This is a genomic window from Oceanobacillus longus (assembly GCF_042650085.1).
GTDB classification, from domain to species: Bacteria; Bacillota; Bacilli; order Bacillales; family Amphibacillaceae; genus Oceanobacillus; species Oceanobacillus longus.
In genome coordinates, this window is the sequence record NZ_JBHSAO010000007.1 from 109140 (window position 1) to 123356 (window position 14217).

The 14217-nt window shown below is 38.1% G+C and carries 11 protein-coding genes; all 11 read left to right on the plus strand.

The window, feature by feature from the left end; translation table 11 throughout:
• The first annotated feature begins 4 nt into the window (after positions 1-4).
• The 11 genes from dnaB to ACFOUV_RS10465 all read left to right on the plus strand — a co-directional run bounded on the left by dnaB (position 5) and on the right by ACFOUV_RS10465 (position 14170).
• Positions 5-1378: a replicative DNA helicase gene (gene dnaB / locus ACFOUV_RS10415; RefSeq protein WP_379496747.1), complete on the plus strand. Its 1374-nt coding sequence runs from the start codon at positions 5-7 to the stop codon at positions 1376-1378.
• 845 nt (positions 1379-2223) lie between these two features.
• Positions 2224-3423 (plus strand): quaternary amine ABC transporter ATP-binding protein, encoded by a 1200-nt coding sequence (locus tag ACFOUV_RS10420; protein WP_379496703.1) that lies wholly within the window; start codon positions 2224-2226, stop codon positions 3421-3423.
• Complete coding sequence (locus ACFOUV_RS10425; protein ID WP_379496704.1) at positions 3416-4273, plus strand: ABC transporter permease; 858 nt, start codon at positions 3416-3418, stop codon at positions 4271-4273. The genes ACFOUV_RS10420 and ACFOUV_RS10425 overlap by 8 nt, the downstream gene beginning before the upstream one ends.
• Positions 4274-4345: 72 nt before the next feature.
• The gene (locus ACFOUV_RS10430; RefSeq protein WP_379496705.1) at positions 4346-5269 is read left to right on the plus strand and encodes a glycine betaine ABC transporter substrate-binding protein; all 924 of its coding nucleotides are present in this window, start codon (positions 4346-4348) and stop codon (positions 5267-5269) included.
• Positions 5270-5500: 231 nt separating this feature from the next.
• Entirely contained in the window at positions 5501-6790 is a 1290-nt protein-coding gene (locus tag ACFOUV_RS10435; protein WP_379496706.1) for an adenylosuccinate synthase, read from the plus strand.
• Positions 6791-7009: 219 nt separating this feature from the next.
• The gene (locus tag ACFOUV_RS10440) at positions 7010-8479 is read left to right on the plus strand and encodes a peptidoglycan DD-metalloendopeptidase family protein (RefSeq protein WP_379496707.1); all 1470 of its coding nucleotides are present in this window, start codon (positions 7010-7012) and stop codon (positions 8477-8479) included.
• A gap of 142 nt (positions 8480-8621) precedes the next feature.
• On the plus strand, positions 8622-9323 hold the full coding sequence (yycF, locus tag ACFOUV_RS10445; protein ID WP_379496708.1) for a response regulator YycF: 702 nt from the start codon (positions 8622-8624) through the stop codon (positions 9321-9323).
• 5 nt (positions 9324-9328) lie between these two features.
• The gene (walK, locus tag ACFOUV_RS10450) at positions 9329-11161 is read left to right on the plus strand and encodes a cell wall metabolism sensor histidine kinase WalK (protein WP_379496709.1); all 1833 of its coding nucleotides are present in this window, start codon (positions 9329-9331) and stop codon (positions 11159-11161) included.
• On the plus strand, positions 11158-12465 hold the full coding sequence (locus ACFOUV_RS10455) for a YycH family regulatory protein (RefSeq protein WP_379496710.1): 1308 nt from the start codon (positions 11158-11160) through the stop codon (positions 12463-12465). Before walK ends, ACFOUV_RS10455 begins: the two co-directional genes overlap by 4 nt.
• A gap of 2 nt (positions 12466-12467) precedes the next feature.
• Entirely contained in the window at positions 12468-13388 is a 921-nt protein-coding gene (locus ACFOUV_RS10460; protein ID WP_379496711.1) for a two-component system regulatory protein YycI, read from the plus strand.
• Entirely contained in the window at positions 13385-14170 is a 786-nt protein-coding gene (locus ACFOUV_RS10465) for an MBL fold metallo-hydrolase (protein WP_379496712.1), read from the plus strand. Before ACFOUV_RS10460 ends, ACFOUV_RS10465 begins: the two co-directional genes overlap by 4 nt.
• Positions 14171-14217: the final 47 nt, after the last annotated feature.

Here is a 14217-nt window from a genome sequence, read left to right on the forward strand (position 1 = left end):
AATGATGAGTCAAACGTGGAATGATCGTACACCGCCACATAATATTGAAGCGGAACAATCGGTAATTGGAGCAATATTTTTAGAGCCGCAAGCCTTCTCGACAGCATCTGAATTACTCGTACCTGAAGATTTTTATCGTGCAAGTCATCAAAGAATCTTTGCTGCAATGATGAGTTTAACAGATAAAGGTGAGCCAATTGATGTTGTTACAGTTACTACTTTTTTAAATAATAAGAAACAGTTAGAAGAAGCGGGCGGTGTAACCTATCTATCGCAGGTAGCTGAGAGTGTTCCAACCGCTGCAAACATTGAGTACTATAGCAAAATAGTTGAGGAAAAGGCGATACTCAGACGATTGATCCGGACTGCAACAGACATTGTTACTTCCACCTTTGAAAAGGAAGATGAAGTTGAAGATGTACTGAATGATGCAGAAAAGAATATTCTCGAAGTATCAGGTAGGAAAAATTCGGGATCTTTTAAGAATATAAAAGACGTATTAATTGATGTTTATGACAATATTGAGGAGCTTCATCAACAAAGTGGTGATGTTACAGGGATTCCAACCGGTTTTCATGATTTAGATCGAATCACGTCAGGTTTCCAGCCAAATGATTTAATCATTATTGCTGCACGTCCATCAGTGGGTAAAACAGCATTTGCCTTAAATGTTGCCCAAAACGTAGCAGTGAAAACGGAACAAAATGTTGCCATCTTCAGTCTTGAAATGGGTGCAGAGCAGCTTGTTCAACGTATGCTTTGTGCAGAAGGAAATATAGATGCACAACGGCTTCGTAATGGACAACTACAAGCAGATGACTGGGGGAAACTGACCATGGCAATGGGCTCATTATCCAATGCAGGGATATATATTGATGATTCTCCCGGAATTCGTGTTAGTGAAATTCGGTCCAAGTGCCGTCGTCTAAAACAGGAGCATGGGCTAGGTATGATTTTAATTGATTACTTGCAGCTTATACAGGGGAGTGAAAGTTCACGCGAAAACCGTCAGCAGGAAGTATCAGAAATTTCCCGAGCATTAAAAGCACTGGCAAGAGAGCTAAAAGTCCCGCTGATTGCATTATCGCAGCTTTCTCGTGGTGTGGAATCACGTCAGGATAAGCGACCGATGATGTCAGATATTCGTGAATCTGGAAGTATTGAGCAAGATGCAGATATTGTTGGATTTCTATATCGTGATGATTACTATGATAAGGAAACAGAAAAACAGAATATTATCGAGATTATTATCGCCAAGCAACGTAACGGACCAACTGGTACAGTTGAGCTTGCATTTGTGAAAGAATATAATAAATTCGTTGATTTGGATCATCGTTATCAAGAGGGAGATGTTCCTCCTGCGATGATGCAGGCGTAGAATCAAATAAAAAGCAGCCAAGGGCTGCTTTTTATTTTTGGCCCATTTACTAATATTTTAGACTTCTGTTACTCGTCCTGCCAATAAGAATTGCTTTTTAAGTATCGCAGAGATGAGTTAAACCGCGAACTAGGGTAGGTAACTTCGGCGACCCTCTGGGAAATACACTGCGCGCATCCTAAGGCGGCTGGTGAGCCCCTTCATGCTGACGCATTTCAGAGTCTCACCTATGCCTTTCCTCCCGCAGTAGTCTCCGTGTATTTCCCAGAGCTATTTAAGGTTGCTGACAATGACTTCACTTGCTAATAGATAAAATAACATCCTACAGCTTCACCAGTCCGGGTGAGCGGAGGCCGTGCCCGCGGAAAGCATCCGCCCAGAGCGATTCCGGACGGCGGGAAAAGCGCTTATTTATAGAAACCAAACCAACCAGCAGTTACTTCGTAGTTTATAGATTTTGTGACACTAGCAACAATTCTTTTCGGTAGAATAAGCAATGCGGAGTCCCGTTTTATTAGAAAACACCCTTTTTTCAATAATTATTTCGTATTTTGAAGGAATGTTGAGGAAATGTATGTTATTTCGATTTACTAAGGATACAAGCAAATTTGCCGGTAATTACTTGCGAAAACAGCTATTTTTAAGGTTTGTGATAAGTATTCATTAAGTTTAAACTAAATAAGTTGATGAAAAGCCGTGCGGAATGAACAATTTATCCTAAATGAATCAAAATTAGATTCATTTTTTTCCCATGTTTACAAGATGATATAATGGTAGTGCGACTATACGACCATTTTACATATTTCGTCAAAAGAGGTAAAAATGAACTATAAGAGGTGAAAGATGTGCCAATAATTGAAACAAAGAATTTATCAAAAATTTTTGGTAAAAATTCAAAACAGACATTAAAATTGATGGATAAAGGATTATCTAAAGAAGAAATTTTGAAGGAAACTGGTAATACAGTAGGTGTGAACCGTGCCAGTTTTACGGTGGAAGAAGGAGAAATCTTTGTCATCATGGGGCTGTCCGGTAGTGGGAAGTCCACTTTAGTACGGTTATTGAATCGCCTTATTGAACCAACAGAAGGTAGTATTTTAATTGATGGGGTAGACTTGGCGAAGATGGATAAAAAATCGTTGCGAAAAGCACGTAGAGAAAAGATGAGTATGGTTTTTCAGCAATTTGCTCTATTTCCACATCGAACTATTCTAGAAAATGCAGAGTATGGTTTGGAAATCCAAAACGTACCAAAAGAAGAACGCAAGAAAAAGGCTGAAGAGGCTTTGAATTTGGTTGGATTAGGTGACTATAAGCACCAGAAGCCAGGACAATTATCTGGTGGGATGCAACAGCGTGTTGGCTTAGCCCGCGCATTAGCCAACGACCCGAAAGTACTATTAATGGATGAAGCATTCTCTGCATTGGATCCACTGATTCGTAAAGAAATGCAGGACGAGCTGATTGATTTACAATCTTCTATGAAGAAGACTATTATCTTTATTACTCATGACTTGGATGAGGCGCTGCGCTTAGGTGATCATATTGCCTTGATGAAAGACGGTGTTGTCGTTCAGATTGGAACACCTGAAGAAATTTTAGTGCATCCAGCAAATGATTATGTGGAAAAATTTGTGGAGGATGTAGACAGATCCAAGATACTAACGGCACATCATATTATGAAACGACCAGAGACAGTAAATATAGAAAAACATGGCCCACGTGTTGCTCTTGAACGTATGCGCGAAGAGGGAATATCAAGTATCTTGGTAATTGATGGTAAACGTGATCTAAAAGGCTATGTTACAGCAGAGGATGCTTTAGCTGCACGTAAGAAAGAAAGTAGTAATTTACAGGAAATTTTACGAACGGATATCCCTAAAGTAAATCCAGACACAACGATGCATGATATTTTTACCATTATTCACGACTCACAAACACCTGTTGCAGTCGTTGAAGATAACAAACTAAAAGGGATTATCGTTCGTGGAGCTGTAATTGCCGCTTTAGCTGGGGATGGCGAGGTGAATTTGGAAAATGCTTAATAACATGTTGGATTTTGTTCCAGTAATACCTATATCAGAAGCAACAGAGACTGTGACAGATTGGTTAAAAGATACGTTTGCATTTCTATTTGATCCAATCAAGGAGCACTTTGGGAATCTTATGGAATTTGTTGCTGAGGGTGTATTAATGAACATCCCACCTATTATTTTTATTATCCTTGTTGCACTTATTGCATTTTTTGTCACTGGTAAGAAGTTTGGACTTGCAGCATTTTCTATTGTGGGGCTGTGGCTAATTTATAATCAAGGTCATTGGGAAGACTTGATGAATACAGTCACCCTCGTACTGCTTGCTAGTTTATTATCTATCCTTATCGGGGTGCCTATTGGAATATTAATGTCGAAAAGTAAAGTTGCAAATGCAATTTTCACACCAATATTAGATTTTATGCAAACGATGCCGGCATTTGTTTATTTAATCCCTGCTGTTGCATTTTTTGGAATTGGGATGGTACCAGGTGTTTTTGCATCACTAATTTTTGCAACACCCCCAACGGTACGTTTTACTAATTTAGGAATCAGACAAGTATCGAATGATTTGGTTGAGGCTGCTGATGCATTTGGTAGTACAGGTGCACAGAAACTATTTAAAGTAGAGCTGCCAATGGCGAAAGCTACGATTATGGCCGGGATTAACCAGACGGTAATGCTTGCATTATCCATGGTTGTTATCGCATCGATGATTGGAGCGCCAGGTCTAGGTAAAGAGGTTCTATCTTCCTTACAACGTGCAAGCGTAGGACCAGGCTTTGTCGCAGGAATAGGAATTGTTATTCTAGCGATTATAATCGATCGAATTACACAGAATATAAATCGCAAGGAAGCTTAATTAATTGTTGGCGATCTTTTCATTTGAAAAGTTTCCATATAAAAAAATTTAAGAAAAGGGAGTCGGTATTTTATGTTGAAATTTAACTGGAAACGTCTAGGATTAGTATCCGGACTTTCATTAGCATTGTTTGCAGCAGGTTGTGGAGCTGCAGAAGAAGAAGAAACAGATACTGGATCAACAGATACAAACGAAGAGACAGAACAATCTTCATCCGTGGAAGGTCAGGAAATTGAATTGGCTTATGTGGAGTGGGATACAGAGGTTGCATCCACAAATGTCATTGGTAAGGTTTTAGAAGACTTAGGTTTTGATGTTAAATTAACAGGACTTGACAATGCTGTTATGTGGGAAGCAGTTGCAAATAGTGAGGCAGATGGTATGGTTGCGGCTTGGTTACCAGGAACTCACGCTGCACAGTTTGAAGAATACGGGGATCAAGTCGTTGATTTAGGTCCAAACTTAGAAGGTGCAGCTATTGGCTTAGTTGTTCCAAGCTATATGGATGTTGACTCCATTGCTGATTTAGAAGGACAAGCTAATCAAACCGTTACTGGTATTGAGCCAGGAGCAGGTGTGGTTGCAGCTTCCGAACAAGCACTAGAAGATTATGAGAACCTTGAAGGCTGGGAAGTACAAACTTCTTCAAGTGGTGCCATGGCAACAGCATTAGGTGAGGCATATGAAAACGAAGAAGAAATCATTGTTACTGGTTGGTCTCCACACTGGAAATTCCAAGCATATGACTTGAAATATCTAGAGGATCCAGAAGGTACATTTGGTGAAGCTGAAACGATCAATACGATGGTTCGCGAAGGATTGGAAGAAGATATGCCAGAAGCGTACCAAGTTTTGGATAACTTTAACTGGACACCTGCAGACCTTGAATCTATCATGTTTGATATCAATCAAGGAGCAGATGTAGAGGAAGCTGCAGCAACATGGGTGGAAGAAAATTCCGATAGAGTAGCTGAATGGACAGAAGGAATTGAATAATTAAGTGATAAAAACAGACTGTGTACTTATGCAGTCTGTTTTTTTAATTGGCTGTTTTTAAAAAGTGGTACTGTGGTTGCTTACTGTTGTTATTGCTGTTTTACCGTACAATACCATTTAAAATTCCCTTAATGTTCGTATTCTAAATTGACTCTCCCGTTTATTATTGATAAACTTACAATTGGTTATAATAAAAGCATATTATTCACATAAATTTATTGGAGGTGCGCTATGTCCTCAGTAGTAGTTGTAGGAACACAATGGGGCGATGAAGGAAAAGGGAAGATTACTGACTTTCTATCGCAAAACGCAGAAGTAGTTGCAAGATATCAAGGTGGAAACAATGCAGGTCACACAATTAAATTTGATAATGTGACTTATAAATTGCATTTAATCCCATCCGGTATTTTCTTTAAAGAGAAGCTATGTGTTTTAGGAAATGGAATGGTAATTGATCCGAAAGCTTTTGTTGAAGAAGTTGCCTATTTACATGAGCGCAATGTTTCGACAGATAACCTTCGCATCAGTAATCGTGCACATGTTATTTTGCCATATCATTTACAGCTAGATATTCTTCAAGAAGAAGAAAAAGGCATTAATAAAATTGGTACAACGAAAAAAGGTATTGGTCCTGCTTATATGGATAAAGCAGCGCGCATGGGTATCCGTATTGCCGATCTAATGGATAAAGAAGCTTTCCGTGAAAAGCTTGAACAGAATTTGAATGAGAAAAATCGTTTGTTTGAAAAAGTATATGAAGTGGATCCATTGAAAGTAGAAGATATCTTGGAAGAGTATTATGAATATGGTCAGCAAATGGCGCAATATGTGACAGACACTTCGGTTGTATTAAATGATGCACTTGACGCGGGACGACGTGTTCTTTTTGAAGGCGCGCAAGGTGTTATGCTTGATATTGACCAAGGTACCTATCCGTTTGTTACTTCTTCCAACCCGATTGCCGGTGGTGTAACGATTGGTTCAGGTGTAGGCCCGACAAAAATCAATCATGTTGTTGGAGTATCCAAAGCTTATACAACACGTGTAGGTGATGGCCCTTTCCCAACAGAATTACATGATGAAATCGGTAATCAAATTCGTGAAGTAGGTCGTGAATATGGAACAACAACCGGAAGAGCACGTCGTGTTGGCTGGTTTGATAGTGTCGTTGTACGTCATGCGCGTCGCGTGAGTGGAATTACGGATTTATCATTAAATTCCATTGATGTTTTAACTGGTATCGAAAACCTAAAAATTTGTATCGCATATCGTTACAAAGGAGAAATCATGAAGGAGTTTCCTGCCAGCTTAAAGGTATTAGCTGAGTGTGAGCCTGTTTATGAAGAAATGCCCGGTTGGACAGAGGATATTACAGGTGTTAAAAGCCTTGATGAATTACCATCCAATGCTCGCCACTATTTAGAGAGAGTGTCACAATTAACGGGAATTCCTTTATCGATTTTCTCTGTGGGTCCAGACCGTGCGCAAACAAATAATGTACGCAGTGTATACAGTCAATAATCAGTTCGTATGTAAGGTTGTCTACTAAGGCAGCCTTTTTTGTTTTCAAGCAAAATATGTAAAATAATGGGAGTATTTATACAGTTTCTTTACATTATTCGACATTCTCTTTTTAATCCTTTTTACCTATGATAGATTATTATAGTACTTAAAATCTATAAAAAGAGAAAATTCATATTGATATACATCGTATCAAAGAATTTCGGAGGAAATACGAGAATGTTTAAGAGAAAAACAGAGAGACTTATAAAGAAGAAAAGTAATCTATTAGGGAAATTGGCTTTAACTGCATGTTTGGGACTTGGGTTTACCATAACAACCGCTTATGCTGATGACGCCCTTGGAACGGTTTATCATGTGTATGTGGACGGAGAACATGTTGGAAAAGTGGATAAAAAAGAAGTGGCTCAGCGTGTTATTGATACGAAGATTACCGAAGGCGAACAAAAATTTGAAAATTTATCCTTAACAGTAGGAGAAGATGTGTCTTATATTCCAGAGAAGGTGTTTAACCCCTCTTTTAATAACAATAAGGTACAAAATAGACTAAATGAAGAGCTATCTTTAAAAGCGAATGCTGTAGAACTTAAAATTGCTGATCAGACAGTTGGATATTTCAGCAATAATGATGCAGCCTATCATGTTTTAGAGGACTATATGAAGGAATATGTGGATGCGGAGCTTTTTACAGATATAAAGCTTGAAAATGATACAGATGAAGTAACAATTAGAGGTTTATTGAAAAAGGAAAATATGGAGCTCTCTGTTGGGGAAAGCGTGGTAACAGATGTTACTTTATCAGACGAAGTTTCATTATCCACTCAAAAAGTATTGCCCGATGAGATTTTAAATGTTGAGCAAGGTATTACCATGTTGGAAAAAGGAACACTTGAAGAACAAGTCCATACGGTACAAGAAGGTGAAGTACTAGGTGAAATTGCCAATGAATATGATTTAACCATAAATAAATTACTAGAAATAAATCCTTCCTTATCTGCAGATTCCATCTTAAAGCCAGATCAAAAAATACATGTAATGGAATATGAACCGTTTGTCGATGTTATTATAACGGAAGAAAAGTTAGTTGAAGATACAGTTGGTTATGAAACAGAAGTAATCGAATCTGATGAAATGTACAAGGGTGAAGAGAAGGTGAAGCAGGAAGGAAAAGATGGTATAAAAGAAGTTCTTTATTCGATCGAAAAAACAAATGGAAAACAGACTGATAAACAGACATTGGATGAAACAGTAACAAAGGATCCAGTCAAAGAAGTAATTATCAGAGGAACAAAGATACTATCACCTACAGGTACAGGTGATATGGTTTGGCCAGCTGTTGGCGGATATATTTCCAGTCATACAGGCGAACGCTGGGGTAAAACACATAAGGGAATTGATATTGCCCGTCCATCAAACCGCAATATTCTTGCCGCTGATAACGGTGTAATTGAATCTGCTGGATTTAACAGTGGTGGATATGGGAATAAAGTTGTTATGAATCATAATAATGGAATGAAAACTATCTATGCTCATCTTTCTTCGATTGATGTTAAAGTTGGTCAAGTTGTAGAAAAGGGAAGCAAGATCGGTGTAATGGGTTCAACGGGAAATTCAACAGGAATCCACCTTCACTTTGAAGTCTATAAAAATGGAGCACTACAAAACCCTACCGAATATGTAAGCAAATAAGCAGAAGGCTGACTCGTTGAAGTCGGCCTTTTACAATTCCTTGGTGTTCGACAAAATTCGGGGAGTGACAGGCACCACAAGACAGATGAGCTGATTTGCGGTAGAATAGAGGGTAGTAATGGATGAAAAGGATGTGGCTAAAATGAGTCAAAAAATATTAGTAGTAGATGATGAACAGCCAATTGCAGATATATTAAAATTTAATTTAGAAAAAGAAGGATATCAGGTAATTATTGCAAATGATGGCGACACAGCGATTGAACTTGCAGATAGTGAAAGGCCTGATTTAATACTATTAGATATAATGCTGCCAGGTAAGGATGGAAATGAAGTCCTTCGGGAAGTAAGAAAGACACAAACAATGCCTGTCATTATGCTTACAGCAAAAGATTCAGAGATTGATAAAGTGCTTGGGCTGGAGTTAGGTTCAGATGACTATGTGACAAAACCTTTCAGCAATCGTGAATTAATTGCCCGTGTGAAAGCTAATTTACGTAGACAACAGGTTCCTGAGGATACAGTTAAAACAACGAAGGATATTGTTATTGGCGATTTAACGGTCCATCCAGATGCATATGTCGTTTCAAGAAAAGGTGAACAGATTGAATTGACACACCGCGAATTTGAATTACTGCATTATTTAGCACGTCATATCGGACAAGTTATGACGAGGGAGCATTTACTCGAAACCGTTTGGGGCTATGATTATTTTGGAGATGTACGTACTGTTGATGTGACAGTTCGCAGACTTCGTGAAAAAATTGAAGAGAGCCCAAGTAACCCGATGTGGATTGTCACAAGACGGGGTGTTGGATATTATTTACGTAATCCTGAGCAGGAGTAGTTGTTATGAATAAAGTTGGTTTTTTCCGTTCCATTCAATTAAAGTTTATTATCATCTATATCCTTTTATTACTTCTTGCCGTTCAAGTTATCGGATCTTTCTTCACACAAAAATTAGAGGATAATCTCCTTAACAATTTTAAAGATTCGATTCATGAGCGTGTGGAGCTGTTAAGCTATAACTTAGAGCAGGCTTTTGACAGGGAACGTAGTGAAGAGGATGACGGGCCAACTTTAGAGGACGAAATTCAACAAATTGTGCAAGATATCAATACAGATAATATAGCAACGACCGTGAATGTTATTAGTAATCAAAGTCGTATTATCGGAACGAATAAACTTAACCAACAGGAACAACTTGGAAGAAAAGTAACACAAACATTGGTACAACAAGCGTTGTTCTTTGATTTGCCACAAAAAAAGGAGCTTTGGGACCCTGAAGCAGAAAGTCATGTCTATGTTCATGTAGAACCTTTAATTGACGCAGAAGGTATTGCAGTTGGAGTTATCTATTTCCAATCCTCATTGGAAGAGGTTTATGATCAGGTAGAAGATATTAACCGTATATTTTTGCAAGGATCAATTTTGGCAATTAGTATATCGGCAATTATTGGAATACTTGTAGCACGAACCATTACAAAGCCAATCATGGAGATGAGAGAACAAGCCCGAATAATGGCAAATGGAGATTTTACTCAAAAAGTTAATGTGTATGGGAAAGATGAGATAGGTCAATTAGCGGAGACATTTAATGATTTGAACAGCCGGCTTAAGCATTCCTATGCTACCATCGAGGAGGAGCGGAGAAAGCTCAGCTCGGTGTTGTCAAATATGTCTGATGGGGTTATCGCAACCGATAATTCTGGCTCCATAACATTAATGAATGAAGCAGCAGGAAGATTGATTGGAGAAAACCCAGAAGAAGTAATTGGGGACTTCTTACTTGATGTACTTCAGTTGGAAGGGAAAATAATTGATTTAACGGAACTCCAGGATAGTGGTTCCATGATTATTGACTTCAGTGATGATTCCCCTTTCTTAGTGCGAGCTAATTTTTCTACGGTTTCAGATGATGAGGATGAAATAACTGGATTTATAACTGTTATTAGTGATGTTACAGAACAGGAAAAAGTAGAACAGGAACGTCGTGATTTCGTGTCCAATGTTTCGCATGAATTGCGTACACCATTAACAACGATGAAAAGCTATATTGAAGCATTGACGGATGGGGCTTGGGAAGACAAGGAAATCGCGCCAAGATTCCTTCATGTTGCACAGAATGAAACGGACAGAATGATTCGCATGGTTAATGATTTGCTCCAACTTTCCAAAATGGATTCCGATGAATTACCATTGCACAAGGAACGTACGGATTTTGTAGGTTATTTCCACCAGGTGATTGATCGATTCGAAATGAATACACCTGAACAAATAACCTTAATCAGAGAAATTCCAAAAGGAAAATCTCTTGTCTGGATGGATAAAGATAAGATGACACAGGTTTTGGATAATATTATTTCGAATGCCATAAAGTACTCCCCGGATGGCGGAGAAATTCGCATGAAGCTGGATATAAAGCGACATTACTTACTCGTAAGCATCGAGGACCAAGGGATGGGAATTGCTTATGATAAACTGGAAAAAATCTTTGAACGATTTTACAGAGCTGATAAAGCAAGAACAAGAAAACTTGGTGGTACAGGATTAGGACTTGCGATTACGAAAGAATTAGTGGAAGCACATCATGGGAAAATATGGGCTAAAAGTAAAGAAGGTAAAGGAACAACGATTCTCTTTACTCTACCGCTGATGAGTAAGAAGCGGAGGGATATCAGATGAAATTGGAAACAGCAAAATCCTTTGTATTAATTATCCTTATAGGTACCAGTTTAATTCTTACATTTGGGATGTGGAATTATCAGCCTGATGTAGGAACGCTACGTGAAGAGTCGTTTGAAGAGGTTGAATTGGGTGGTACAAAAGAAGAGACTCGGAGAAGTCTAATTCAACCAAGTGAGATTATATTTAAATCAAATGAAAGTTTCTATGGTTTTTCAAGCACACAAAATCGAGAGGAAATGTATGTGGATATGCAATCCTGGACCTTTGCTGATTTTACAACTCGGGTTGCGGATGAGAGAAATCCAGATAACTATGAAGTGGAAGTAATATTTCCGGATGCTATTCCAATGGGATTATTCGGCAGTATGATGTCTTTTAAAGATGACGATATTTTATTCCCAGAATGGTCATTTGAAAGGTTATACATCACCTTTACAGATACGGCATCAATGGGTATTGAATTTGTTTCAACGAATGGTAATGAAAAAGCGACTGCAACGGTAAATAATCCAAATGATTATGAACAGATGTGGTCTCTCATGACTAATTTGGAAACAGATATGTTCCGTGAATATACTGTGATGGATACAGGTGAAAAGGATATTTACATTCCATCAGGTGAAATTGAATTAAGTAAAGAAACAATGCGGTTTACGGGAATCAGTCCTTCTGATATGCGGGATATCCTATTTCCAAACCCATCTGTAGTGATGCAATCAACTACACCACAAAGTGGATTGACTTACTTTACGGACAGCCGACAAATGCGAATTAGTGATAATAATCTGGGGATGGAATATGTTAACCCTTTTACTGAGAATACAGACCCACCCCTTACTGTAGATAGTCTCTTGGAAAGAAGCATTGCAAATATTAATGATCATGGAGGCTGGACAGGTGATTTTCAGTTAACCGAATTGAATATCTATCAAAACCTGGTGAAGTATCGGTTGCATTATAAAGGATACCCAACATTTAATAATGGATATCCGGACTTGTCTGTAATTGAACAAAAATGGAACAGTCAGCAATTGGAGGAATATCGTCGTCCACTCTTTCTGATAGATAGATCCTTTCAGCAATCCACTTTCGACTTGGTACCAGCTGAAAATTTTATTGCTAATTTATTAAATCATCCAGATTATGATAGAGCAATGATTGAGGATATAAAGCTTGGTTATCGGTTAAGACTTAGTATTGAAAAAAATGCGATAGAATTGGAACCTGCTTGGTATATAAATTATAAAGGAAATTGGCAGGCGCCTGTATTTAACGAAACGGTTCAAAAAGGAGGAGATTGAGGATGCAATGGGGTCATATAAAAACATTATTCATTCTCAGTTTTCTTGTATTAAATATCTATTTATTAACACAATTCATTGACAAACAAAGAGATTCTGCAGATATAGGTTTCTTGGCTGATGAAGAATCCGGTAGTTATGAAGAACAATTTGAATCAGAGAATATTAAAATTCCTGAATTAAACCAAGACGTGACCGAAGCCAATTATATAAATGTAAGTGAAAAGACATTTACCGATGAAGAAATGGATGAATTAAATAATCTGGATGGTTTGGAGGCAACGTTGGTTGAGGATAATTTTATACTATCCCAATTTCAAAAACCAATAACGTTACCAGCAAATCCAACCAATAGTAATATAACGAACCTTGTTGCACCTTATTTGTTATATCCGGATCAATTTACGTATTGGGCCTGGGATGAAGAATCAAATGTTATTGTATTTTTCCAGGAGAAAGATAACAAACCCATTTATTTTAATCAGAATGCATTACTGCTATTTTATTTAAATGACAAGAATGAGATTACGCATTACACCCAAACGATGCTTGGGGATGCAGAACAACAAGGAAACACCGAAGAAAGTATCACGCAATTACAGGCAATAGGGTCACTTTATGACCGTGGATCACTTACGCAAGATGAAGAAGTAACGGATATATCGTTGGGATTCCTCTCTCGTATTGAATCTCAAGTGTTTGCGCCAACTTGGAAGATTACGATCGATGAGGAAAATTATTACTTCGTGAACGCTATCGAAGGGCTTGTTTATTCCGAGGATGATTCAATCTTCATACAAACAACAATGGAAAATTATATTGAAAAAATTAAACTTTTACCAGATGAAAATGACATGAAGGCACCAACGTTAGCAGTTTTTAATCAAAAGCTTGATAGAGAAAATCGGAGTGAACCAGAATGACATTACGTTTTAGTGTTTTGGCATCAGGAAGTACAGGAAATGCCTTTTATATTGAATCAAATGAACAGAAAATCCTGGTGGATGCCGGGCTAAGTGGAAAACAAATGGATTATTTATTTAGTGAGGTTAATGTAGATCCGTCCACATTATCAGGGATTTTAGTAACCCATGAGCATAGTGACCATATTAAAGGATTAGGCATTATTGCAAGGAAATATAATCTCCCAATCTATGCCAATGAAAAGACATGGAAAGCGATGGAGAAGTCATTAGGGAAACTCTCGGTGGATCAGAAATTCCATTTTGGGATGGAAGAGATGAAGACATTTAAGGACATGGAAATAGAATCCTTCGGTGTTTCCCATGATGCTGCTGAGCCAATGTTCTATACATTTCGCCATGAGGGGAAGAAAATAGCCCTCGTAACAGATCTTGGTTATGTCTCAGAGCGAATAAAAAAAACGGTAGAAGATGCAGATGCTTATATCTTCGAAGCGAATCACGATGTGGGAATGCTCCGTATGGGGCGTTACCCATGGAGTGTAAAGCGCAGAATACTGGGTGATTCAGGTCATGTATCTAATGAGGATTGTGGGCTTGCATTGACAGATATTATAAGCAATCGTACGAAAAGAATTTACCTTGCGCATTTAAGCCTTGATAATAATATGAAGGATCTTGCGCGGATGTCTGTTAAGAATGTTCTACAAGAAAGAGGCATCGATATTGAGTTGCATGATACCGATCCAAAAATTCCTACTGCTTTATATGAAGTCGGATAATGTATTGCTGTTTAATATTTTTCAGTTTAAGGTAATACTATGATATA